Origin of the sequence: Paenisporosarcina indica (assembly GCF_001939075.1) — a bacterium.
Lineage (GTDB): Bacteria > Bacillota > Bacilli > Bacillales_A > Planococcaceae > Paenisporosarcina > Paenisporosarcina indica.
Genome location: NZ_MPTA01000012.1, coordinates 1 through 23,322 on the forward strand (window position 1 = coordinate 1; position 23,322 = coordinate 23,322).

Genomic DNA, 23,322 nt, shown 5'->3' on the forward strand with positions numbered 1-23,322 from the left:
AAAAGCATGAATGCAAAATCTGCATTCATGCTTTTTTGTATGTATAATATGTACCGAGAGATTTCACTTCGCAACCTAATGCTTGAAGTTCTTCCTTCGCCCCTTGCATCATAGGTGTGTTTTCATCTTCAAGAACATCTATGATAAAGAAATAATTACCTAAGCCTGTTTTTAATGGGCGTGATTCAATTTTACTTAAATTCAATTGACGCCATGCAAAAACGGATAATACTTGATGCAGAGCACCCGATCGATCATCAACTGGCAATGTGATCATCATGGTCGTTTTTGGCGACTGATCATGACCTTCTTTAGTTAATCTGATGTTTGATTTTTGAAGAACAAAAAATCGCGTATGATTGAAATGAAAATCGTGGATATTAGGCTCCACAATCGTTAATCCATATTTCTTTGCAGCAAAATCATTGCCAATAGCCGCAATCGTCAGTTCAGGATGTTCAGACACATGTTTCGCAGCAGCTGCTGTCGATGTGGTCTGCTCTAATGGAACACTACGAAATCGATAGTACAAATATTTATGACATTGTGCTAAAGCATGGGGATGTGAAAAAACGGTTTGGATCGATTCCCAGTTTGCTAAATTCTCAGGATGCACCATCAAATGTTGTTCAATCGGTGATAGTATTTCCGCAGAAACATGAAGTTCTACGTCATGAAACAAGTAATCGATTGTTAGTGGTACTGAACCTTCTAATGCATTTTCAAGCGGGACAACAGCGAATTCAACTTCATCGTTCGCCACAGCTTCAATGCATTCAGGAATTGTCGTATAGGGCATTAACCATTCACCTGCAAATACTTCCCCTGCCGCTAAATGTGTAAATGAAGCCTCAGGTCCTAAATAAGCTACTCGAGATTCAAAAGATTGTTTTGACATATGAGACACTCCTTAAGATGCACCAGAACTAATAACTTCCGCTGACTCCACAAAATCCAAACGTTTCAATTGATTCAGAAAATCATCCAATTGCACATTCATTGCCGTAACATCAAGTGACAGTGTCACATTTGCACGACCTTGAATGGGAATTGTTTGATGGATCGTCAAGATATTACACTGCACTTCAGCAACCGTTTGCAATAACGTAGCCAACGTGCCTTTACGGTCTTCCAGTTGTAAAAATACTGTTAAAATTCTTTCTCTTACAATGGAATGGAATGGAAAGACCGCATCTCGATATTTATAAAATGCACTACGGGACAAGTCCACTTTTTTTACCGCGTCCCAAATTGACGCGACTTCTCCACTTTGCAATAGGTGCTTGGCTTCAAGCGTTTTTTGCATTGCTTCAGTCAACACATCTTCACGCACTAAAAAATATCGTTGGTCAGATACGTCTTTCATATCGCCATCCTCACTTCCTATTCGATGAATTCGAACTCGAATTCAAGCAGTCTTACTGTGTCTCCGTTTTCAGCCCCACGCTCACGTAGTGCTTCATCGACACCCATCCCACGAAGCTGACGTGCGAATCGACGAATCGCGTCTTCACGAGAGAAGTCTGTCATTTTGAACAAACGTTCGATTGACGAACCACTCAATACAAATGCACCATCATCATCACGTGTAATTTCGAAACCTTCACGCTCAGAAGTGTGTTTATAAAGAACGGCTTTATCCGATTGTTCTTCAACCATTTCGTGAATCAGGAACTCTTCAGTTACTTCCAATAGATCCGCGATTGCGAATAGAAGTTCATTTAAGCCTTTTCGGGAAAGTGCCGAAATCGGGAAAATCTTCGTATCTTCCGGTAATTTCTTACGGAATTCAGCTAAGTTTTCTTCAGAATCGGGCATGTCCATTTTATTTGCTACAATTAATTGTGGACGTTCAGTTAAACGCAAGTTATATTGACGAAGTTCTTCGTTAATTGTTAAGTAATCTTCGTATGGATCGCGTCCTTCAAGACCGGACATATCGATGACATGCACAATTACACGTGTACGTTCAATATGACGTAAGAATTGGTGACCAAGTCCGATACCTTGGCTTGCGCCTTCAATCAGTCCTGGCAAATCCGCCATCGCGAAGCTACGGCCATCTGTCGTTTCCACCATACCTAGATTAGGAACGATCGTTGTGAAATGATAAGCTGCAATTTTAGGTTTTGCTGCAGAGACAACTGATAATAATGTAGATTTACCCACACTTGGGAATCCAACTAGACCAACATCTGCTAATACTTTCAACTCTAGAACGACTTCAATTTCTTGACCTGGTTCGCCTTTTTCTGAAAGCTCAGGTGCTGGATTCTGAGGTGTTGCGAAACGGATGTTTCCACGACCACCACGACCACCTTTTGCAATCACAGCCTGTTGACCATGCTCAACTAAATCAGCCAACACTGTTCCACCTTCTTCAGCCATCACAACTGTACCTGGTGGGACTTTAACGACTAAGTCTTCGGAACCTCTACCGTGCATTCCTTTACTTTGTCCGTGATCTCCACGATTTGCTTTAAAATGACGTTTGTAACGGAAATCCATAAGAGTACGTAAGCCTTCTTCAACTTCAAAAATTACGTTACCTCCGCGTCCGCCATCACCGCCTGCAGGTCCTCCGTCTGGAACATATTTCTCTCGACGAAACGCGACCATACCATCTCCGCCATCTCCGCCTTTAATGAATATCTTAACGTGATCGACAAACATTGACTATCCCTCCTTGCTTTCTTCTATATGAAAACGCCAGTTCTTGGTCGTTCTGCATTCATGGTTAAGTGTTATTTGTGCTGAATGTGTAAACTCATGAGCTAATGGTTCCCATTCCCCATTCGCTTCAAACGTTATCTTCAATCCAGAAGACATACATACGATGTGTATGTGCAATTCCTGCTCCGTAAATGGGTCTAACTTCGAATGCAAGAGTACTGTAGCACGTTCTAGAACATCATAAACCTGTGAATCTAGAGCTGTTTGATCATTCGTAGCAATTTCACTCGTTACCTTTACTTGAAATCCTGGAAATCGCCAGTTCGCGGTTTGTAACCATTCACAAGTGAGGGGCATTTTCAACTTTGATAACGCATAAATTTCTTTTACTTCAGCAGTATAGTGATCAATTGCCGCTTTCGCATCTTCCAGTCGGGCAAGATCAATATTCATTTTGATAAGCTGTAACTGATTTAGAAAATCATGCCGTGCATATCGCAATGCCTCATTTACTGTAAATGGTTTGTCGATCATTTGTTCACACTCTCCATTATGCTAGTCTCATTTCCTAAGTATACCAAGAAATGAATCGAATTGGTTGCAATATAAAAAAGGACTGCACTAATGCAGTCCTTTGGCTGTTGAATTAAGCTTCTTGAGCTACAGGATATACACTAACTTTTTTCTTGTCGCGGCCATAACGCTCAAAGCGTACAACTCCGTCAACTTTCGCAAAAAGTGTGTCATCTCCACCGCGTCCAACGTTTTCACCTGGATAAATTTTAGTACCGCGTTGACGGTATAGAATTGAACCACCTGAAACCATTTGTCCATCAGCACGTTTAGCGCCAAGGCGTTTTGATTGTGAGTCACGTCCGTTACGAGTCGAACCTACTCCTTTTTTCGATGCGAAAAACTGAAGATCTAATCTTAACATCATCTGTTTCACCCCCTACTTTTTGAAGGTTATTTTTATATGCTGTCCATATTCGTGTTCAATCGTTTGTAAAGAAACAATCATGGCTTGTACAAGTAACTGTACTTGCTCATCCGTTTTTGAATCCAGGTTTTGCGGAAACGAGACTTTGAGATACCCGCCGTCTTGTCCTTGCTGAATATCCGGTGTAATCTTCGTAAGTGACAGGATTGCATTCACTGCTCCAAAAGAAACAGCTGACGCAGCAGCACAGACTAAATCCTTTCCATGTTCGGCAAAATCTGCATGACCTTTCATTTCAAAAGAGCGAACTTTCTCTGACCGTTCTTTTTCAATCACTACATTAATCATCTGTCACACATCTTATAAATTGATTGAATCAATCACAAGTTTTGTGTAAGGTTGACGATGACCTAATTTACGATGATAGTTCTTTTTCGCTTTGTATTTGAAAACTGTGATTTTTTTACCACGACCGTTTTTCACGACTGTAGCTTTAACTGTTGCTCCTTCAACGAAAGGAACTCCAACTTTCACGTTGTCTCCACCTACGAATAGTACTTTATCAAATGTGAAAACGTCTTCAGCATCAACACCTAATTTTTCGATGTAGATTTCTTGACCTTGTTCAACTTTGATTTGTTTACCACCAGTTTCGATAATTGCGTACATTTTACTGCACCTCCTCTTAGACTCAGACTCGCCTTAAAATGAGGTGATCTTTTCAGATACTTAGACCTCTTCAGAGCGGTTGTAGTAGCACGGGTGCTACAAACAATAACATTAAAACTTTACCATACCGCTAAGGTAGAGTCAACTGCTTCGTCACGATTTTATTGAAGATTTCCTCGTATTTTCGATATTGCCAGGATTTAATATTTTGAAAAGCGATGAATGCAAAAATTAATGCGAGATGAAGGTGGTCATGTGTAACCAAGATAAGTAACGTCGAAACGATAATAGAAAATGCTAAAAATGAATTTTGATGACGTTTAGGAATGATTGCTTTTAACGCTTGTCCGCCATCTAGCGGGAGAATTGGCAATAAATTAAGAACGAGTATCGTCAACTGGACATCATTGAAAAAAGCTTGTCCAGGGAAATGAAAAGGTTGTGCCATCAAATAAAGAATGGACGTAGAAAGTGGCCCAGCGATTGCGATGAGCCACTTATGGTGTGTCGGTGCGAGTTGCATATTTTTTATTTTAATTTCGCCACCATACGGAAGGATCGTACAGCTCGTCAAGGTGAGGCCAGTCCATTTTGCGGCTAGGATATGTCCTAGTTCATGTATGAGTAATGACCCAAAAATGATGCTATAGTGTGCAAGTTGCGCGGTAGCAATTAAATAGATGATTGCAGGAATCATAATTGGGTGCATACGAATTTTAGTAAAGTACATCGCTCATCCATTCAGTTATAGCAGATGGTTCAAGATTTTCTCCCTCGTGTTCAACTTTCACGAACATGGAGCCAGGCTCAACCTCTGCAATTAAGTCATTGGCTGCAACCGCAGTATAAGGAAGATTGGAGAAGTTTTCAACAAAGCCATACGTCACGGTATCCCCATTATCATAAAGGACCGTCATCGTTTTACCAGTGTTACGCATGTGCCCCGTGAACAGAATAATGCCGTCTTGGTGGGCAACGACTTGAATGGGTGTTTTATAAGCAACAAGCACGCCCTCGTCATATGGCTGCATGGATTCATATGTAGCCATCGTTGGAATTACAGGGTCTTTCGTAGGATTGGCTGACACTGGAATAACTGCTCGATCTTTTAATGACGGAAACTGAGAAAGTACAAACTCACGAGCCAACTGAAGGTCCTTGCCTTCTGTGAACAGCGTACGAAGTGATGAAGTTTGTCCGTCTTGCTCTTGAAATTGTATAAGTGCGATGATTCCAACAGTGAAAATGCATGCGATGATCCATTTTTGTGCAGATTTCATGCCGCAGCCCCCTTTTGGGGTATTATATGCTGGGCTTGGCTTATATATATCATTCATCAAAACGGAATTTCGGAGTGTCTTTTGGTTCGATTGTCGCAACTTTTAAAGATTTGGTCGCAACTTTCGTCTCGATTGTCGCAACTTTTGAAGATTTGGTCGCAACTCTGAGATTTGGTCTCAACTTCCTGCCCGTTTGTCGCAACTTTTGAAGATTTGGTCTCAACTTCAATCAATATGATTGCAACTCTCTCTTCTCCCTCAACGTTTCTTCATTTCAAAGGATAAATATTGATCCAACAAATCCATTTCCAGTTTTAAGATGTAATATTTAATTCTTTTTCCATGACTTTCTTCAGAACTTCCCTTCAATAATCTAGATACCAAATGTTTATTATCAATGCCAAGCCACCATTTCACTTCCTTAACCAGTATTTCCCGACCGAATAGGAGTTGGTATTCTTGAAAAGCTGCATGGTGTGCAGAACGATCACTAAATCCACAATATTCGCATGTCCAAGTTGAATACGAACGAACCATGCCCACTTCGAAGCATCGCTGACATCGAACACCTCCTCTGATCATCGTTCGCTGTATATTTATCCTTTCCAATAATTCCTTATCGTGTATAGCCGGCTTACCACTTCCCACTATTTTTTTGATGAGATTAATTTGCTTTTCATTCCATAAAACAGTAGAATTTTCTTCCATTTGTTCAACCATATCGCATAATGCATCGATAGAAATAGCTGGAAATAAAGTTGGGGGCTCCATGACAATCCCAGCACGACTTGCAAATATTATAAGACCATTAATCATGGGATTCATACCTTGCATCCTCAGCCTCCTTTTAAGAACATTTACATTCCTTTGCAACTGTAACTCAGGATTTCTCATGCCATCCTTTACCCCATTTTTAATCCGATAAAATTGTTTTGTTTCTTGATCGAAATAAAGTTCGCCCGTGATATTTTTGATTTCCAAAACACATATGAATCGTGGATTTATTAGAACGGCATCCATTTCTGCTCCGTCTAAAATCACATGTCGGAAACATTCAGTTTTGAAGGCAAATTGAGCTTCCAATAAATATCTTGCTACTTTTTCTTCTCCATAAAATCCAGCTTTTACATTAATGCCAAATTCCATAGTTGACGGTGTTCTAGAATTCAAAATCATCATTCGTAATACTTCCAATTAAGAAGATTTCACAACATTCAGTCTAATCACTCCTTAAAAAAAATCCCGCACTCAGCCAAACGTTAAGTGGGGGATTTCATCATATTTTATTTAGAAAATATCGATATTAATTTTGAGAAGACACCTTTGCGTTCCTGGTCCATTGACATTAAAGGTACGGATTCTCCTAGAATACGTCGTGCGATGTTGCGATAGCCTATGGCTGCACGATTGGTAGGATCCATTACGACTGGTTCACCTTTATTGGATGATGTAATGACACTTTCGTCATCCATTATGATGCCAAGTAGATCGATTGATAAGTGCGTGGTGATTTCATTGACATCGAGTGCGTCACCAGATTTCATTAAGTGTTGACGAATGCGGTTGATGATTAATTTTGGTGGTGCGATGTCTTCTTGTTCGAGCAAGCCGATAATACGGTCCGCATCACGAACCGCTGAAATTTCAGGGGTCGTTACGACAATCGCGCGATCTGCTCCTGCCACTGCATTTTTGTATCCTTGTTCAATACCTGCTGGACAGTCAATGACAACGTAATCATAATCACGCTTTAGTTCGGTTATGAGTTCTTTCATTTGTTCCGGGTTAATGGCGTTTTTGTCCGTAGTTTGTGCAGCTGGGAGTAGGTATAACTTATCATCAAAACGCTTGTCCTTAACAAGTGCTTGATGTACTTTACAGCGTCCTTCAATGACGTCTACTAAATCATAGATAATGCGATTTTCTAACCCTAGTACAACATCTAAGTTACGTAAGCCAATATCTGTATCAATCAAACATACTTTCTTGCCTTGAAGTGCCAATGCAGTCCCGAGGTTAGCGGTTGTCGTTGTTTTACCAACGCCCCCCTTACCTGAAGTAATTACGATAGCTTCTCCCACATTAGCTTCCTCCTTTAAATGTAGATAATTGCGGTCTTAATAAACGCAGTTCTTGCAAACGATCGATTGCGATGAAGCCGTTTGCATGCAGGTAGGCGCATTCCATTTCTGGTTGTTCGGACAAGATGGTCAATTCATCCGTCATCGTCTCTAGTGACTCGTTGATCATCAGATGCGTTGCTTCTAGCCATGAAGCAGCGATGACTGCGTCTTTATTGCCATTTGCCCCAGCGTGTGCCATCCCTTTTAAGCGACCGAGCACAAATACATTGCCTCCAGCGATGACTTTACCGTTCGGGTTCACATCACCAACCACTACTAAGTCACCTTGTGCACGGACAACTTGTCCAGAACGCACAATCCCGACGAATGTTTCTGATTGACGTTCTAAAATACGATGATTACTTTCTTCAATCGAAATTACATCACTTTGCACTCTTGACACGCGCAAGTGCGGAGATGAGTCTACGCAAGCAATTAATTCTTTTATTTGTTCTTCCGTACAAAAGCGATTTCCAAGTTGTAAGGATACTTCTGCTTGTCCATCGATGGCTTCGTCCGATACTTTACGCTTAAGTTCTTCTACTAGTTCGGCATAGGCGCATTGATCATCCAGCCGGAGCACTAGGCCGTCTTTTGTTCCTTTTATGTACACTAGTTGCTTTTTCGTCAAATGCGTCACCTCACGCGAAGAATCAATTTGGCTGATTTAACCGTTGCAACATACGTGCATTGATTACATATTTAAATGCCCAGCCGAGCACTACTAAGAAAATAGAGTTTGCAATCATCGTAGGGATTAACCGCTCGCGTACGAATATTTGCAGTGACATGTCCCTCAATCCAATAAATGAAAAGAAGTAATAAAGCACAAATTCAAGCCCAGCGATTAATATAAGTGACATAATCGTTGTCACAATTAAGTGCTGGTGAATATATTTCACAATAAAACTAGCAATCAAACACATTAATGGATATAAAAAAGAATATAATCCAATAATATCAATGAAGAAGACATCATACAAGAGCCCAAAAAGTAATGCATACAACATCGCGCGATTGCGACTATAGTAGATGGAAATGAATATTAAATACATGATGAGAAATCGAGGAATTAAAAAACGATATTCGCCACCAATGTCTAGGGGAGAAAACAAACCAAAAACGGGTTCCAGGTAGAACAGCACAACGGCAATGGAAGGAATGATTAGACGATTCATGATTCATCCTCTTCTTTTGTTGTACTGTCTTCACCATCTGTACCGTCGATCGTGACCATTGAACGTTTTGCAATCATCACATGGTCTAGTAGTGCAAATTCAGCAGCAGGTTTGACGTACGCCAATTTTGTTAAACCAAAATCGTCTGTCGTGACTTCCGTAATTTCCCCAATTAAAAGACCTTTCGGGAAAATCCCGCCTAGTCCAGAAGACATAATTTTTTGTCCTTTTTCGATTTTAATATTGGAATCGATACGTTTTAGAATGAGTTCTTTTCGTTTTTCATCGTATCCTTCAATTAAACCGAATACTTCATTTTGACCTGCTACCATAGCGGAGACACGGTAGTTAGGATCTTGTGTTGATAATAGTTCAACAGTTGATGTCAATGGCGTCGTTAGCTTTATTTTTCCAATTAATCCTTGAGCTGTAATAACGGCCATGTTTTTCTTTACTCCATGAACTGTTCCTCTATCGAGAATAACTTTTTCTTCCCACTGATCAGGATTCCTTGCAATCACGGTCGCTTGAATCGGTTCATAGTCTCTCAAATCGTCTTTCTTGTCTACAATTTCACGTAATCTCGTATTTTCAGATGCTAAATCGTTGACGTCTGCTTGCAATTTCGCAAATTCTTCTAAACGACTTTTAAGACGCTTATTTTCTTCATACGTATTTAGCAAAGAATCGACATTATCGAAAACCCCTGTTATGTACTGGGTTGGTTTTGAGAAGATCGACTGCCCAAAACCAACCACATCCTTAATAATTTGTTCAGGTAGAGACGCATGGTCACGATCTCGGAGAGTGAAGCTGATCAATGCCACAAGAAAAATCACTCCCACCAGGAGTAAAATTAATCGTTTATTTGAGAAAAATTGTGGCATTGGAACGATCCTCCTTAGTGTTTAGAATTTTGACGAATCATGTTCATGTGATCTAATGCCATACCCGTACCGATCGCTACGCAATCCAATGGGTTTTCAGCAATGAATACAGGCATGCTTGTCTCATCACTAATGACTTTATCTAAGTTTTTCAGTAACGCGCCACCGCCAGTTAAGACGATTCCGCGTTCCATCACGTCTGCTGACAATTCAGGAGGCGTTTGTTCAAGTGTCTTTTTCACACCATCAATAATTGCTGAAACTGACTCACGAAGTGCTTCGGCAATCTCTTCTGAAGAAATTTCAAGAGTTTTAGGCAATCCTGTCACTAAATCACGACCACGGATCTCCATTTTTTCAAGATTGTCGATGACTCTTGCAGAACCAATTTCAATCTTGATTGCTTCAGATGTACGTTCACCAATCGTCAAATTATACATTTTTCGAATATACGCCGTAATTGCGTGATCCATAGCGTCTCCAGCAACACGAACAGATTCGCTAGTTACAATACCGCCAAGTGAAATCACGGCAACTTCAGTTGTACCGCCACCAATATCGACGACCATACTTCCTGTAGGTTCCCATACCGGTAAATTTGAACCGATTGCTGCTGCAAATGGCTCTTCAATTGTTACCGCATCACGTGCACCTGCTTGACGTGCTGCATCAATGACCGCACGTTGTTCAACAGATGTAATGCCAAATGGAACACAAATCATGACGTTTGGTTTTTTAAAAGATCCACCTGACGATTTCAGTGCTCCTTTTAAATAATATTGTATCATTGCTTTCGTAATATCAAAGTCTGCAATAACGCCATCTTTCATCGGACGAATCGCCACAATCGATCCTGGTGTACGACCAATCATATTTCTCGCGTCGCTACCCACGGCAACGATTTCGTTTGTATGCGTATTTTTCGCGACTACTGATGGCTCGCGAAGTACAATCCCTTTTCCTTTTATAAATACCAATGTATTTGCTGTACCGAGGTCAATCCCGACATCTTTTGCTCCAAATCCAAACACGATATGTTCTCCCTTTCTATCCTTAGCCAGTTCATCTTAGCTTAGTTTAAACCATAACTTTGATTATAACGGATAGAAAGAGAAATTCACAGTCTCACATATACCCCTTTTCTTTTAAACTGATAAATTGATGATCTCCGATGATAACATGATCAATCAATTCAATCCCCATTATTACACCAGCTTCCTGTAAACGTTTCGTTACTTCTATGTCTTCAGGTGAAGGTGCTGGGTTGCCGGACGGATGATTATGTGCGCAAATTATGGAGGCTGCCGAACGTTTGACAGCTTCTCGGAAGACTTCCCTTGGATGCACGATGCTCGCATTTAGACTACCAATAAAAATGGTATGTTTATGTAGCACTTGATTTTTGACATTCATGAACAACACGACAAAATGTTCTTGTTTTAAAGATGTCATGTCGGCCATTAAAAAAGTTGCCGCATCTTTTGGCGAACGAACGGTAAATTTCCCGTCGGTTTGTTGTTGCGCCAATCGGCGACCCAGTTCCACTGCCGCCAGCAATTGGACAGCTTTTGCCTGTCCAATTCCTTTCACTGACATGATTTCTTCAATGGTCGCGTTTTTCAATTCATGGAGTTGTTCAAAAAACGTTAATACGCGGTTTGCCAAATGAAGAACGGATTCCTGTTTCGTTCCAGTCCGTAGCAAGATGGCAATGAGTTCTTGGTTCGATAACGCCGTTGCTCCCTGGTTTACCATGCGTTCACGTGGACGGTCTGATATATGGACGTCTCGGATCATGAGAGTCGGTTTCACTTCAGTGATCATAACGAGACCTCGTTGTTGGTAATTCAATTAAATTTAAATTTTTCAGTTCTCTATACAATTCGGCGATCGGCAGACCCACCACATTGTTATAGTCCCCATTAATATGTTCCACCATCAGTGTTCCTATCGTTTGAATCCCGTATCCGCCTGCCTTATCGAACCAATCCCCGCTCGCGACATATGCCTCGATCCATTCCTCAGAAAGGACATAAAACGTAACTTTTGTTTTTTCGAAAAACATACTACACGTACCATCAAAATACATGGCCACAGCCGTAATAACGGTGTGTGTACGTCCAGATAATTTGCGTAAATACTCCTTGGCCATCTCAGCATTGTCGGGTTTCCCTAATGGCGTATCATCGATGAAAACCATCGTATCTGCACTTATGACGATGGCATGTTGATTGCGCTCTGCTACGTACATCCCTTTCTCCATGGCAATGTTACAGACTAACTCCACAGGCGAATGCCCGCTTATAGTCTTTTCATCTACTTCCATCGTTTTGACTTCAAACGGCACCCCGAGTAGGGATAGCAATTCTTTTCTTCGCGGTGATGCAGATGCAAGAATCAGTGGTTTAGTTGTCTTTAGTTTCAATGAAATCATCTCCTTTTTGTCATCATACAGAATGAGGACAATCTTGAAAAATGTGTACGATGGGCGATAATTTCATTTTCAACTAAAATACGTACCTAAAATTCAATTTTGAGGCAGTCATTTTGAACAATATAATGCCCTATAAGCTGTACACGAATGACATTAAGATCAGTCGAAAGTGTTGATATAGCAGAGATATTGGCTTGCCAGTCCTTCGGGATTGCCCCCTTGTATTCAGACCCCTCAAAATTAAATTTTGCAGGGTCAGAACTTGCTAGATAAATGGGCAGGTTTTTCAGTGCAGGTTCAGTACATGCAGCGGAATTTACACGAAAAGGTTTAACAAATGAATCGATTGTGCCCACGACTTTCACTTCACTTTCCACCATACTCGCAGCAGACCAAACATAATATTTATTTTCCGCAAGCACGATCGTCGCTGATTTCATAGACGGATCTGATTGCAATAAGGCAGTCGCCCCATCTGTTGTAGTGAACACACCATGTTGTTTCGCATAGAACTGTACAGGCGTTCCTCCATCCACAGGGGCATCAACGGTTTCAGTTTGTTCTGGCTTCTCAGTTTCAGCTACAGGGTCAGCGGGTTCGTCTTTTTTGATATCCTGCCATTGAATCATGATTGCAAAAATACCAATCGAAATGGCCCCGATTAAAAAGCCATGAATAACAGCCAATGTGTAGGAAAACTTTGTAAATGATTTTGAAAAACGCATAGCATCACCTCGTTTTTCTTTTAAAGCTACCATTTTGAGCATAAAAAAAGACAAGACCGGTGTCGGCTTGTCCAAAAAAGTTTTCGAGTTAAATGTACAAATTCCTATACCAGTCGAGTATTTGCGCTCCGTAAAAATAGACGATGATTGCTGCAAGTGCAATGGATGGACCAAAAGGAACCGGAGTTTTTCGTCCTTGTTTGGAGCGGCGCAGATGAATAACACCAACGATTGCCCCGATAAATGCAGCTAAGAACAGCGTCAGTAACGTGGGAATCGCCCCAAGAACCAGTCCAATCACGAAGAACAATTTGATATCTCCCCCGCCCATGCCACCTTTCGACAAGATCGCGATTAATAATAATAAACCGAAACCACCAAATGCCCCAATAAGACTATCCCACCAAGGATCCAACGGTGAAAGAACACGCGCAATTATTAATAATACACCAAAAAAGAGTAGGACTTTGTCGGGAATTAGCATATAAGCGAGATCAGAAACTGTGATAATCACAAGCATCGAGATAAACAAGATCGCCACAATCAATTCCAGTGAGAATCCTAACTGCCAATAGGCAAATGCGAAAAGAACCCCTGTTACAAGTTCCATTACGGGATACATCCAGTGAATTTTCGTGCCACACCCACGGCATTTTCCTTTTAAGAATACGAAAGAAAACACGGGTACTAAGTCTTTGACCGTCAAGTTCCGGTCACATACCGTGCAGTGTGAAGGTGGCGAAACGATGGATTCCTTCTTTGGCACTCGTAATCCCACGACATTGAAAAACGAGCCGAAAATGAGTCCATAAATAAAAAATAGAATAGTATAAGCGATTTCCATGAATGCCTCTCAATCTTAGGAATTGACGCCACATTCCTGATGTCTGTTCCTATACTGATTATATTTTTGTGAAATAAAAACTGGAGACATGATACACTCTCCAGTTCGCTAGGTTAATCCGGGATGATTAAAGTTGTGTTCATTTTGACATTATCAGATTTTAAACCATTTGCTTGTTTGATTTTTTCTTCACCTGTACGACTTCCATAATGTTTCATGGAAATAGAGTACAATGTATCTCCGCGCTTGACCGTGTAGGAACGATATTTTGGTTTCGCAGTTGTTACTTTTGGTTTAGTATCTGATACACTTGCAACCGAATCTGAAACACTCGTGGCTTCTTTAGAAGTTGCAGATTCTTTCGATTCAACTTCTGCCTCTTCTGGTGGTAGTTCTCCATCATCGATGCCGTTGTTAGACGGCAACGGATTTACTTTGTCCGCAGGAGGAGGTGTATCTACTTTTGGCACTTCATCTAATAACTCGATTAAATCTGGTCGGAAGAAAGCTGAGAAAGTTAACGACAATGATAATTTATCTTGTTCTTGATCAGCAGTCGTTATTTCACCAGGAGAACCGAATGCAATGGATTCAACTACTAATATACGATCTAACTTTTCAAGCTCATCAATAAATATTTCTAAGTTTTTAAAGTTTGCTGTCTCGATGGTCATGCTAACAGCTAGTTGCTGAAGTGTTTCTACACCTTCAGGAGGAGCTTCAATAACAAACGGTGCCTCGGCAAAACTGATGCTTTGAACCATTGATTGCGAAACAACTTCAGCTTTTTCAACTTGCAATAAGATGAGTTCGGTTAGTGGTTCAACAGGTACTTTTTTCTGTAATTCTAATGAACTTACTAATGGAATTTCTGGTTGATCTGCTAGTTGCTGTTCTAACGCAAATAATGTTTGACGATCAGTTGCTAAAGTGGTTTCTGCCATTGCCAAACTTTCTTTTTTCGGTGAATAGAACGTGAAATAAGAATAAGCGACAATTGCAAGACAAAATAAAACAGACAATACGATAAGACCCACTTCTTTTTGTTTCGATGTTAAATTACTCATTTGTATCCGCTCCTTCCGCATCGTCTGCTGGAGCTGGTTGTTCTTCATTAGTTTCGTTAGTATCTGTAGGTGTAACTTCTGCTGGAGCTTCTCCTTCAACTGGTGGTGCATTTGGATCAACAGGAACCGCTGTTCCTTCAGCTGGCATACGCGTATCTAGAAAAGTGATTTCGTACGAAGCTAAATACCGTGGCATTAACTGAGATTCGGGTCCCACTTTGTTTGTAGTGCCATCAGACTCTTCAACCGTAGCTTCTTCTAATACTTGAGATGATAAAGTTGTCAAATTAACTACTGTAATCATTTCTGATGATTTTAATTGTGTTAAATAGAACGCAGCTTCACGTGAAGTGTCAAATTGAACATCGACTAATGCTCCATTAGGAGAAGTGAACGTGAAATTCGCAAAGAATCCTCGTTCAGGCAATAGCGACGTCAATTCTCTTATTAATGGCAAGGTATCAAATTGATACGTCTCTGCCCACTCCACAGTTTTTTGTAATTTTTGAGCGTCATTCAGCGATACAGATGTTTGCATTTGAGCTTGAATCGCTGCTTGTTGCCCAACAACTTCTGCACTTTGTGCGGCGATCTCTTGTTGTTTATTCTCAAAGGAATTTCCTAGGAAATAAAAAACGAGCCCTACGACAAGCCCGAGTAAAATAAGTGAGATGGCAGCCACGACAAAGGCGGGACGATCCCGTTCTTTCTCGCCAAGTAAATTAATTTCGACTAACATCTTTACACCTCTTTCAACGCAAGTCCGAGCGCTCGATTAAAACGTACGGGTATGGCTTTTCCATCTTCTAAGTAGATTGTTTCGCGTACAACTGTTGAGGTCTTCACTTCAAAACGTGAAGAGAAAAGTTTCATTAATTGTTCAAAATCATCAAACTCACCATTCAGTAACAAATGGGTAATACCTTCATTCCCTTGGTTCATGTTATAACGATAGAAATTCATCAATTTCTCTAACTCTGAAATGATCGATTCCATTTTGGAAGAAACCGAATCACTAAAGAAATTCGAATTATCAGGCGCTTCCACTTCGATTGGGCGCATAAATAATGGGAAATGATGATGGAAAATCGATACCGTATAGTTGTCGTTTTTGATATCCAACAATAAAATATGTTCTTCACCAGTAAAGTTATGTTGCTGATAGGCTAATCGATATAATGCAAGTGGCCCAATGTCGGCAACAATCGGTTTCAATTTCACATCTTCAAAAACGTCTTCATATGTATTTAAAATACTTTCTTTTGAAGCAATCAAAATGGCTTCTTTATTTTCGGTTGATGCGGTGTAAGGTACCACATCAAACACGGGGTCGTCGAACGGTAAATAAAGAGTTGAGCCAATTTCAATAAAGAAATGGCCTTTTAACTCGTCTCGTCGAACATCTGGAGGATAAGTTAATTTGCGGATAATCACATATTCGTCAGGGGCGAGGAATCGGACTGACTTCTTGGATAGACCCCACTGATTGACAGCCTTGTCGAGAATCGAGACAAGAGTGTCGATATCCACAATTTTCCCATCTTTAATGATGCCCTCCGGAAGAACTTGTTCTTCCGCACAGCTAACATGAAGTGGCGAAGTAGATTTGATTTCGACATGTCGAATCGCATCTTCTTCAATTGTAATCGTCGTTACACGTGCTTTTCTCGATAAAAACGATAAGGCCATTTTTTCAGCTCCTAGATATAAATATAATTAATTACTGGATATTATTTATGGAGTAGTACTAGCATTTACTCCAAGAGATGCTCCTGTACCAGCACCACGTTGACTATTTTTATAAGCTGCAATATTAGCATTAGTAGCAGTAGTGAACGTTACTGTAATTCCGCCCGCTGCACCTGAACCTGAAATCGTATTCCCGCCAGGAACTTTTGCTATTGAAGTACTATCAACACTTAATGAACCGATATCTTGCATATAATTTGAAGTTTTCAGTGTAGCAACAGTAACACCTGATGGTGCATCTGGATTATCCGTATAATAAATGTTTGCAGCCGCTAATGCATTTTGAGCATCAGACTTAATCGCACCTACACGACTATTCTCAATAATATTCCCAATCGCTGGAATAGCGATTGCCGCGATAATCGCTAAGATTACGATTACTGCTAAAAGCTCGATTAATGTTAAACCTTTTTGTTCTTTTAACTTATTTTGAATGAATTTTCTCACTCTAAATTCCTCCTTTAATTCTATTAGTAATGTTTTTGTAACTATTGTAATAATAGCATCATTGTTTGTCGAAATATATAGATAAATAGACTTTATGCTTATTTTTTTTATGGTCAAAAGGATCTATTGTAGATAATATTTATCTTTTTATATTATCTTTAATAGTCAAATAGACTCATCTCACATATTATCCATACCCTCAAACATCCCGAACATTGGCATCATAATCGCCATAACAATCGTACCAACAATTCCCGCTAAAAAGACAATCATCAATGGCTCTATCATTGCTTTTAGTTTATCAGTCTCGGCATCCACTTCTTTTTCATAGAACTCTGCAACTCTCTCTAGCATGTGATCAAGAGCACCTGTTTGTTCACCAATTGAAATCATATGTGGAATCAACGGCGGGAAAGCCCAGTGACCCATCATCGGTCCTGTTAAAGATTCACCACGTTCTAATGAATCTCGTGCTTGCAACACTACTTTCCCTATAACATCATTACCAACAATTCGTTCTACCATTGTCAGTGCAGTTAAAATTGGAACGGAACTTGAGAATAATGAACTTAATGTACGTGTCATTCGTGCTAATGCTGCTTTTTTTAAAATATTCCCGAAAATCGGCATTTTAAGCAACAACGCGTGCAACATATACCTGCCTTTATCGTCTCTTTTTACAAGCCACAAACTTCCAATAAAAATGACAACAACTAGTATTAGAATATACCAGTAACCTTGCACAAAATCACTTGCACCCATTACAAATCGAGTTAGCAATGGTAGTTCTCCGCCGAAGCTACTAAACATTTCAACAAACATCGGAACGATTGAACTTAACAAGAAAATGACTACTCCAACCGCTAAAACAGCAACAATTACTGGATAAGTCATTGCAGACACTACTTTTTGTCTTGTCGCATAGGCTTTCTCAAAATGGGTTGCCAATCTATCTAACGACTCATCTATTGATCCGGTCATTTCACCTGCTTGAATGAGATTAATAACCATAGGTTCGAAAATTCGCGGGTGTTTTCTTGCTGCCTCGGATAATGAATGTCCACTTCTTAATTCATCTGTTATTTCGACTAACGCTTTTCTCAAAGCTTTTGACTCTACCTGTTGAGAAAGAATCAAACATGAATCAACGATGGTTACGCCAGCACGCATTAAAGTAGAAAACTGACGCAAAAACATTATGAATTGGTCTTTTTTGACCGGACTTCCTATTGAAATTTCCTTTTGCATGGCAGTTTCGGCAAGCTGTTTTATTTCAGTAGTGCGAATGCCATCATCACGTAGTTTCATAATGGCTTCTCGTTGATTTGTTGCAGTTACAATCCCTTTTCGAACGGCTTTGCGGTCACGACCTACATATTGGAAGCGTCCCATTATTCTTCTTCCCCTTCAAGATAAGGCTTGGCCATTTCTCTTGTAATCTCACCCGCATCTAGCAACTCTTTTACGGATGTTGACATCATATGCATGCCCATTGCACGGTTTGTCATGATGACGTTTGGAATTTGATGCACTTTTTCGGTACGGATTAAGTTCGAAATCGCCGGATTGGTGATCAAAATCTCTGTTGCTGCTCGACGACCTTTGCCATCTGCCGTTTTTAACAATCGTTGACTAATGACTGCTTTTAAAACCCCACCAAGCTGAGTACGCACTTGAGATTGTTGCTCTGGTGAAAATACATCGATAATCCGCTCAATGGTGGATGCCGCACTGGATGTATGCAAAGTTCCTAAAACTAAGTGACCCGTTTCAGCAGCAGTAATCGCAATACTGATTGTCTCTAAATCACGCATCTCACCGACTAGAATAACGTCTGGATCTTGACGGAGAGCTGCACGTAATCCATTTGAAAATGATTTTGTATCAAAACCAACTTCACGTTGATCAATAATGCTTGTACCGTGGTCATGCATATATTCAATCGGATCTTCCAGCGTAATGATATGTTTGCTCATATCTGTGTTCATATGTTTGATCATGGCTGCGAGTGTCGTCGATTTACCAGAACCTGTTGGACCCGTTACCAGGATTAGACCTTGTTTGATTTCCGCTAATTTTTTCAACGTACTCGGCATGTTTAATTGATCTACAGTTGGAATGATTTGTGGAATTGTTCGGAATGCAATCGAGATCTTCCCTTTTTGCTGAAAAGCATTGACACGGAATCGGGCCACATTTTCAACCACATGGGAATAATCGAGCTCGCCCATTTCAATAAATGTATCCCACATTTTTTCCGGTGTAATGGCTTTTGCCATTTCTCTAGAGATATCGGGTGTAATAATGCTCGTTCCGAATTTCACTAAATCCCCTTGTACACGGAAAATCGGTGGCACACCACATGTAATATGAATATCTGATGCTTTTTGATGGAAAGCACTCGTTAATAATTGATTGACTGATTCTATCATTTGCTCACCTAATCTTGGAGGGCTACTACACGCAGAATTTCTTCTGTTGTTGTCAAGCCGTCTCTTACTTTCATTAATCCATCGTCGAGTAAAAAGATGGTGTCATTTTGTTGTGCAATTTCTCTAATTTCCGCAGCTGTCCCACCACGGTTGATGACACTTTTGATTTTGTCATCCACGACTAGTACTTCATGTATCGCCATACGACCTCGATATCCAGACATCCCACACGATGGACAACCTTTACCACGTGAAATGGTTTGTACCTCAAGTCCACGTTTGCTAAAGATATCGATTTCGCGAATGGTTGGTTCTTGTTTTTCTCGACAATCGCGACAGACTCTACGGACTAGACGTTGTGCCACAACAGCATTGATAGAACTCGTAACTAAAAACGGTTCAACGCCCATATCCATTAAACGGGTGACAGAAGCAATCGAGTCATTTGTATGGATTGTGCTTAGTACCAAGTGACCTGTGAGAGAAGCACGAATGGCGATTTCAACGGTTTCTTTATCACGAATCTCCCCAACCATGACAATGTCTGGATCTTGACGCAAAATGGATCGAAGGCCAGCAGCGAATGTTAAACCGACGTTTGAATTCACCTGGATTTGATTAATTCCCGCTAACTGATACTCCACTGGATCTTCAACTGTAATCACATTCACTTCTTCATTATTTAAATGGTTTAACGCTGCATATAACGTAGACGATTTACCAGATCCAGTCGGGCCTGATATTAAGACAATTCCATTTGGTTTAGCGATTTCTTGCATAAAACGTTCCATATTCTTTTCGTGAAACCCTAGTCGTGTAATATCCGTTAAGTTATTGCTTAAGTCCAAAATACGCATAACGATCTTTTCACCAAAAACGGTAGGTAACGTAGACACACGTAAATCAATCGGACGAAAATCAACATTTGTTTTAATCCGTCCATCTTGAGGGACACGACTTTCTGTAATATCAAGTTTTGACATGATTTTTACACGTGCTGTGACCATCCCTTGCATTAATTTGGGAAGTGTTCGTTCATCATGCAATACCCCATCGATTCGAAAACGAACCAATAAACGTGTTTCTTGTGGATCAAAATGAATATCACTCGCTTTTTGAGTAACGGCCGTTGATAAAATTTGATTTACTAAACGAACGATCGGTGCATCGATATCCATTAATTCATCTTGTTTATCAGGAGATACTGCTTGTTCGCTTAAGAAATCATCGAATGATTCTTCTTCGTAATATTTATTAATTGTTTTTAATATATCTTCCCTTGAGGCAATTGCCGGTATGATATGGAATCCGGTAATTAAACGTAAGTCATCAATCGTTATGAAGTCCATCGGGTCTTTCATGGCTACGAACAGCTTGTCCCCCTCTACTTTAAGAGGGACAATAAGATTCCTTTTTGCTACATCTTTTGGAATTAAATTAAACAACTTCGGATCAAACGGAAAATGATAGAGCTGCACTTGGGGTATGCCCAGTTGCATTTCCAACACTTCCAGTAATTGTTGCTCTGTAATAATCCCTTGTTGTAATAACACATCCCCTAGTTTTTCCTCACGAGGTTTGTCATTCAATACTTTCATAAGCTGTTCATCAGTCAGTAAACCATGCTCAATTAGTAAATCACCGAGTCTTTTCCGCTTCATGTTGCACCCCCCTTTATTTCCCGCCGGATGGTATCAAGTTGCCACCTTTATCGTATTGTGGTTCTTCCTCTTCTTCAGTTGTGTTACCACCAGTTCCCGTGTCACTGCCTGTTCCAGTTGAACCCCCGTCTCCTGTAGTACCATCAGTAGGGCCATCGTTTGTACCAGTTCCCGTAGATGGTTCGGCAGTAGTTCCTCCAGGCGTAGTTCCAGTGCCATCTGTTGTTCCTGTGCCGGAACCAGTATCCGCACCAGTTCCAGTGCTATCCGGTGTCGCCGTAACCGTTAATGGATGCACTTCTACTTTATGAACGGGTGGGTAAAAATCTTTAGAAATATCTTTCGTTTCAAGGATCGTAGCATTTGAAATGGTGTTTCTAACAACAGCCACTTGTACGCCTTGTTGTCCTGGTGTTATCACTCGGATGGTGTTTTGTCCGACAAATGCACTATATTGCTTAATTGTTTTTGGTGAAAATTCCTCTTTATCTTTAATTTCCGTTTCGTAACTATAAACGAATGGATACCCAGTCAAAGAAGTATTGATTCCTGTTCCTGCGTCATTGATATTTATCGTGAAACTTGTCGTGTTTGGGTTACTAAATACGAAGTCGACTCCGAGTTCGCGGTTGATCGACGCTTCAAAACCAAGTGGAACTGACTTGGGGACAATTGGTCCAATACTTCGTTCGACGACACCAAAGTTAGTATTCAACACAGAAGCATATAAAATTGAGGCTACTGCAGTTAAATCACTCTCAGTTACCAATCCGACATCAACAGTATCTAAAAACTCCAAGAAAGAGAACGTAGATTTCGGTTGAATTTCATAGCCGTCCAATACAGACATAATATTTTGAATGCCAGGAGTCTGTTCCACGTTATCAAACGTAATATTCGTAACGACAGTTTCTACGGATGAAGAGCTCGACAATAAGGCACTTGAAATATCAATTACCTGATCTTTTCTGCCCGCAGCAAGTTGTTGGCGTATCGTATCTGTCACAGTTGCCACTTCTTCTTCACTAAAGACGATTGGCGAAAATTGTTGATGTAAGAAGGTATCGACAGCTTCTTGCGTGATATCAAATTCAAGACCATTTTTCGTTCCATCTTGTGCAGAAGTCAGTGTACTGGTTGTGTTGAATTCGACAGCTTCCAAAGGAAAAGGCACCACTGCATCTTGTAATTTAATTTGAACTTGCGCTTCACTATACCAGCCTTGAACACCAGAACTAACCGTTACCGCTGCCTCTTTCTCCGGTAAGTTTGATACATCATAAGGACCAATATATGTTTGATCCCCAAAGCCTTTTGTCGGGAAAATTACATCATCAATTAAATAACTTCCCGCTTGTGACACACCAAAAAAGAGAACGGTAGAGCCAAGAAGAGCCGCCAATGTAGATCCAAGTAATTTATTGTTCATTTATAGCTCCTCCTTCTTCTTTGGTGTCAACCAGTCTTCTTGTGCATTTGGTATGGTGGGTGTCTCCGGTGCAGTTGATGGAGTTGGTGGAATTGACTCTTTTACCGGTTCAGTAATTGATGGTTTTTCAAAAGTTTCTTTATTCATTTGAGGCATGTTATGGAATACATCTTCTTCTAACAAGTTCTGTTTTTCAATTTGCTTCGTAATGAGAATCGCTCCGGCAAATACGAGACCAACCATGATTAACAAGGCGTAATATAGACTTAGTGTGGATTGAACAAGCATCCCGAGAAGTGCAATGACTAAGCCACCTACTAAAAACATTAGCTTTGTTTTCAGATCTACCTTTTTAACTAAGAATATAACTATAGGAAACACAATTAACGCTACCAAAATCAGAACCAGAAATTTTATCATGTTTCACCTCGAAGTTTTTTATATAGGGAATTTTCTACTAACGGTTATATGAGAATAGTTTTCTATCATACATACAGATTATTGTTGAAAACGATATATAGAGCAGAGACACTTAATAATATTATACTTGGAAAACTCATTAATAACAGTCATAAACTTGTTTTATCGACATTATTTTCATACTCACTTATTCTACAAATTGAATAAATCTCCTTTACAACTTGCATTCAAGTAACTATTATCTTATTATTTCAATTTTTTGTCATGCTAATAGTTAGATTTTTATAAAAAAACAATGAAAAAAAAAAAATATATATATATATATATATATATATATATATATATATATATATATATATATATA

Annotated in this window: 29 protein-coding genes and 1 other annotated feature; all 29 genes read right to left on the reverse strand. The window is 40.0% G+C overall.

Annotated features, from left to right (window positions below; genetic code table 11):
- Positions 1–25: 25 nt before the first annotated feature.
- Positions 26–898, reverse strand: coding sequence for a prephenate dehydratase (gene pheA / locus GY23_RS17375; protein WP_075620452.1), 873 nt, complete (start codon positions 896–898; stop codon positions 26–28).
- Positions 899–910: 12 nt separating this feature from the next.
- Complete coding sequence (locus tag GY23_RS17380; protein ID WP_075620453.1) at positions 911–1,366, reverse strand: ACT domain-containing protein; 456 nt, start codon at positions 1,364–1,366, stop codon at positions 911–913.
- A 17-nt stretch (positions 1,367–1,383) separates the two neighbouring features.
- Positions 1,384–2,673, reverse strand: a complete 1,290-nt coding sequence (gene obgE, locus GY23_RS17385) for a GTPase ObgE (protein ID WP_075620454.1) — start codon at positions 2,671–2,673, stop codon at positions 1,384–1,386.
- 3 nt (positions 2,674–2,676) lie between these two features.
- Positions 2,677–3,207, reverse strand: coding sequence for a Spo0B domain-containing protein (locus tag GY23_RS17390; protein WP_075620455.1), 531 nt, complete (start codon positions 3,205–3,207; stop codon positions 2,677–2,679).
- Between the two features lie 112 nt (positions 3,208–3,319).
- Entirely contained in the window at positions 3,320–3,610 is a 291-nt protein-coding gene (rpmA, locus tag GY23_RS17395) for a 50S ribosomal protein L27 (protein WP_036659634.1), read from the reverse strand.
- A gap of 15 nt (positions 3,611–3,625) precedes the next feature.
- The gene (locus GY23_RS17400) at positions 3,626–3,961 is read right to left on the reverse strand and encodes a ribosomal-processing cysteine protease Prp (RefSeq protein WP_075620456.1); all 336 of its coding nucleotides are present in this window, start codon (positions 3,959–3,961) and stop codon (positions 3,626–3,628) included.
- Positions 3,962–3,973: 12 nt separating this feature from the next.
- Positions 3,974–4,282: a 50S ribosomal protein L21 gene (gene rplU / locus GY23_RS17405; RefSeq protein WP_075620457.1), complete on the reverse strand. Its 309-nt coding sequence runs from the start codon at positions 4,280–4,282 to the stop codon at positions 3,974–3,976.
- Positions 4,283–4,296: 14 nt separating this feature from the next.
- Positions 4,297–4,373 (reverse strand) — a sequence feature (ribosomal protein L21 leader region).
- Between the two features lie 39 nt (positions 4,374–4,412).
- Positions 4,413–5,012, reverse strand: coding sequence for a metalloprotease (locus GY23_RS17410; RefSeq protein WP_075620458.1), 600 nt, complete (start codon positions 5,010–5,012; stop codon positions 4,413–4,415).
- A complete protein-coding gene (locus tag GY23_RS17415; protein ID WP_075620459.1) occupies positions 4,999–5,562 on the reverse strand; it encodes a hypothetical protein in 564 nt (187 codons plus the stop codon). Before GY23_RS17415 ends, GY23_RS17410 begins: the two co-directional genes overlap by 14 nt.
- 49 nt (positions 5,563–5,611) lie before the next feature.
- Positions 5,612–5,785, reverse strand: coding sequence for a hypothetical protein (locus GY23_RS18390; RefSeq protein ID WP_161487627.1), 174 nt, complete (start codon positions 5,783–5,785; stop codon positions 5,612–5,614).
- Positions 5,786–5,820: 35 nt separating this feature from the next.
- A complete protein-coding gene (locus GY23_RS17420) occupies positions 5,821–6,741 on the reverse strand; it encodes a nuclease-related domain-containing protein (RefSeq protein WP_245827697.1) in 921 nt (306 codons plus the stop codon).
- A gap of 104 nt (positions 6,742–6,845) precedes the next feature.
- A complete protein-coding gene (gene minD, locus GY23_RS17425; protein WP_075620460.1) occupies positions 6,846–7,643 on the reverse strand; it encodes a septum site-determining protein MinD in 798 nt (265 codons plus the stop codon).
- 1 nt (position 7,644) lies between these two features.
- Complete coding sequence (minC, locus tag GY23_RS17430) at positions 7,645–8,316, reverse strand: septum site-determining protein MinC (protein ID WP_075620461.1); 672 nt, start codon at positions 8,314–8,316, stop codon at positions 7,645–7,647.
- A 22-nt stretch (positions 8,317–8,338) separates the two neighbouring features.
- On the reverse strand, positions 8,339–8,863 hold the full coding sequence (gene mreD / locus GY23_RS17435) for a rod shape-determining protein MreD (RefSeq protein ID WP_075620462.1): 525 nt from the start codon (positions 8,861–8,863) through the stop codon (positions 8,339–8,341).
- Entirely contained in the window at positions 8,860–9,750 is an 891-nt protein-coding gene (gene mreC / locus GY23_RS17440; RefSeq protein ID WP_075620463.1) for a rod shape-determining protein MreC, read from the reverse strand. The genes mreD and mreC overlap by 4 nt, the downstream gene beginning before the upstream one ends.
- Positions 9,751–9,764: 14 nt before the next feature.
- Positions 9,765–10,781 carry a rod shape-determining protein gene (locus GY23_RS17445; protein WP_075620464.1) on the reverse strand — a complete coding sequence of 339 codons (1,017 nt, stop codon included), beginning with the start codon at positions 10,779–10,781 and terminating at the stop codon, positions 9,765–9,767.
- A gap of 94 nt (positions 10,782–10,875) precedes the next feature.
- Positions 10,876–11,574 carry a RadC family protein gene (gene radC, locus GY23_RS17450; RefSeq protein WP_075620465.1) on the reverse strand — a complete coding sequence of 233 codons (699 nt, stop codon included), beginning with the start codon at positions 11,572–11,574 and terminating at the stop codon, positions 10,876–10,878.
- Entirely contained in the window at positions 11,564–12,175 is a 612-nt protein-coding gene (locus GY23_RS17455; RefSeq protein ID WP_245827698.1) for a Maf family protein, read from the reverse strand. Before GY23_RS17455 ends, radC begins: the two co-directional genes overlap by 11 nt.
- A 95-nt stretch (positions 12,176–12,270) precedes the next feature.
- Positions 12,271–12,942 (reverse strand): hypothetical protein, encoded by a 672-nt coding sequence (locus tag GY23_RS17460; protein ID WP_245827699.1) that lies wholly within the window; start codon positions 12,940–12,942, stop codon positions 12,271–12,273.
- A gap of 55 nt (positions 12,943–12,997) precedes the next feature.
- Positions 12,998–13,753, reverse strand: a complete 756-nt coding sequence (locus tag GY23_RS17465) for a prepilin peptidase (protein WP_075620467.1) — start codon at positions 13,751–13,753, stop codon at positions 12,998–13,000.
- Between the two features lie 113 nt (positions 13,754–13,866).
- Positions 13,867–14,820, reverse strand: coding sequence for a LysM peptidoglycan-binding domain-containing protein (locus tag GY23_RS17470; protein WP_075620468.1), 954 nt, complete (start codon positions 14,818–14,820; stop codon positions 13,867–13,869).
- The gene (locus GY23_RS17475; RefSeq protein ID WP_075620469.1) at positions 14,813–15,559 is read right to left on the reverse strand and encodes a hypothetical protein; all 747 of its coding nucleotides are present in this window, start codon (positions 15,557–15,559) and stop codon (positions 14,813–14,815) included. The genes GY23_RS17470 and GY23_RS17475 overlap by 8 nt, the downstream gene beginning before the upstream one ends.
- Positions 15,560–15,561: 2 nt before the next feature.
- The gene (gene pilM, locus GY23_RS17480) at positions 15,562–16,509 is read right to left on the reverse strand and encodes a type IV pilus biogenesis protein PilM (protein ID WP_075620470.1); all 948 of its coding nucleotides are present in this window, start codon (positions 16,507–16,509) and stop codon (positions 15,562–15,564) included.
- A 45-nt stretch (positions 16,510–16,554) separates the two neighbouring features.
- Positions 16,555–17,016 carry a prepilin-type N-terminal cleavage/methylation domain-containing protein gene (locus GY23_RS17485; RefSeq protein WP_075620471.1) on the reverse strand — a complete coding sequence of 154 codons (462 nt, stop codon included), beginning with the start codon at positions 17,014–17,016 and terminating at the stop codon, positions 16,555–16,557.
- Between the two features lie 180 nt (positions 17,017–17,196).
- Positions 17,197–18,408 (reverse strand): type II secretion system F family protein, encoded by a 1,212-nt coding sequence (locus GY23_RS17490; protein WP_075620472.1) that lies wholly within the window; start codon positions 18,406–18,408, stop codon positions 17,197–17,199.
- The gene (locus tag GY23_RS17495; protein ID WP_075620473.1) at positions 18,408–19,448 is read right to left on the reverse strand and encodes a type IV pilus twitching motility protein PilT; all 1,041 of its coding nucleotides are present in this window, start codon (positions 19,446–19,448) and stop codon (positions 18,408–18,410) included. The genes GY23_RS17490 and GY23_RS17495 overlap by 1 nt, the downstream gene beginning before the upstream one ends.
- Positions 19,449–19,456: 8 nt before the next feature.
- Complete coding sequence (locus GY23_RS17500) at positions 19,457–21,109, reverse strand: GspE/PulE family protein (protein ID WP_075620474.1); 1,653 nt, start codon at positions 21,107–21,109, stop codon at positions 19,457–19,459.
- 13 nt (positions 21,110–21,122) lie between these two features.
- Positions 21,123–22,538, reverse strand: a complete 1,416-nt coding sequence (locus tag GY23_RS17505; RefSeq protein ID WP_075620475.1) for a VanW family protein — start codon at positions 22,536–22,538, stop codon at positions 21,123–21,125.
- Positions 22,539–22,958: a hypothetical protein gene (locus GY23_RS17510; RefSeq protein WP_075620476.1), complete on the reverse strand. Its 420-nt coding sequence runs from the start codon at positions 22,956–22,958 to the stop codon at positions 22,539–22,541.
- Between the last annotated feature and the right edge of the window lie 364 nt (positions 22,959–23,322).

Excerpts from the sequence above, each read along its gene's own strand:
- GY23_RS17420 (WP_245827697.1), bottom strand. The coding sequence starts at position 6,741 with ATGATGATTTTGAATTCTAGAACACCGTCAACTATGGAATTTGGCATT.
- GY23_RS17400 (WP_075620456.1), bottom strand. The coding sequence starts at position 3,961 with ATGATTAATGTAGTGATTGAAAAAGAACGGTCAGAGAAAGTTCGCTCT.
- radC (WP_075620465.1), bottom strand. The coding sequence starts at position 11,574 with ATGATCACTGAAGTGAAACCGACTCTCATGATCCGAGACGTCCATATA.
- mreD (WP_075620462.1), bottom strand. The coding sequence starts at position 8,863 with ATGAATCGTCTAATCATTCCTTCCATTGCCGTTGTGCTGTTCTACCTG.
- GY23_RS17465 (WP_075620467.1), bottom strand. The coding sequence starts at position 13,753 with ATGGAAATCGCTTATACTATTCTATTTTTTATTTATGGACTCATTTTC.
- obgE (WP_075620454.1), bottom strand. The coding sequence starts at position 2,673 with ATGTTTGTCGATCACGTTAAGATATTCATTAAAGGCGGAGATGGCGGA.
- pilM (WP_075620470.1), bottom strand. The coding sequence starts at position 16,509 with ATGGCCTTATCGTTTTTATCGAGAAAAGCACGTGTAACGACGATTACA.
- GY23_RS17510 (WP_075620476.1), bottom strand. The coding sequence starts at position 22,958 with ATGATAAAATTTCTGGTTCTGATTTTGGTAGCGTTAATTGTGTTTCCT.
- rplU (WP_075620457.1), bottom strand. The coding sequence starts at position 4,282 with ATGTACGCAATTATCGAAACTGGTGGTAAACAAATCAAAGTTGAACAA.
- GY23_RS17470 (WP_075620468.1), bottom strand. The coding sequence starts at position 14,820 with ATGAGTAATTTAACATCGAAACAAAAAGAAGTGGGTCTTATCGTATTG.
- pheA (WP_075620452.1), bottom strand. The coding sequence starts at position 898 with ATGTCAAAACAATCTTTTGAATCTCGAGTAGCTTATTTAGGACCTGAG.
- GY23_RS17410 (WP_075620458.1), bottom strand. The coding sequence starts at position 5,012 with ATGTACTTTACTAAAATTCGTATGCACCCAATTATGATTCCTGCAATC.
- GY23_RS17415 (WP_075620459.1), bottom strand. The coding sequence starts at position 5,562 with ATGAAATCTGCACAAAAATGGATCATCGCATGCATTTTCACTGTTGGA.
- GY23_RS17380 (WP_075620453.1), bottom strand. The coding sequence starts at position 1,366 with ATGAAAGACGTATCTGACCAACGATATTTTTTAGTGCGTGAAGATGTG.
- GY23_RS17490 (WP_075620472.1), bottom strand. The coding sequence starts at position 18,408 with ATGGGACGCTTCCAATATGTAGGTCGTGACCGCAAAGCCGTTCGAAAA.
- GY23_RS17460 (WP_245827699.1), bottom strand. The coding sequence starts at position 12,942 with ATGGTAGCTTTAAAAGAAAAACGAGGTGATGCTATGCGTTTTTCAAAA.
- GY23_RS17475 (WP_075620469.1), bottom strand. The coding sequence starts at position 15,559 with ATGTTAGTCGAAATTAATTTACTTGGCGAGAAAGAACGGGATCGTCCC.
- GY23_RS17500 (WP_075620474.1), bottom strand. The coding sequence starts at position 21,109 with ATGAAGCGGAAAAGACTCGGTGATTTACTAATTGAGCATGGTTTACTG.
- GY23_RS17390 (WP_075620455.1), bottom strand. The coding sequence starts at position 3,207 with ATGATCGACAAACCATTTACAGTAAATGAGGCATTGCGATATGCACGG.
- GY23_RS17505 (WP_075620475.1), bottom strand. The coding sequence starts at position 22,538 with ATGAACAATAAATTACTTGGATCTACATTGGCGGCTCTTCTTGGCTCT.
- GY23_RS17495 (WP_075620473.1), bottom strand. The coding sequence starts at position 19,448 with ATGATAGAATCAGTCAATCAATTATTAACGAGTGCTTTCCATCAAAAA.
- rpmA (WP_036659634.1), bottom strand. The coding sequence starts at position 3,610 with ATGTTAAGATTAGATCTTCAGTTTTTCGCATCGAAAAAAGGAGTAGGT.
- mreC (WP_075620463.1), bottom strand. The coding sequence starts at position 9,750 with ATGCCACAATTTTTCTCAAATAAACGATTAATTTTACTCCTGGTGGGA.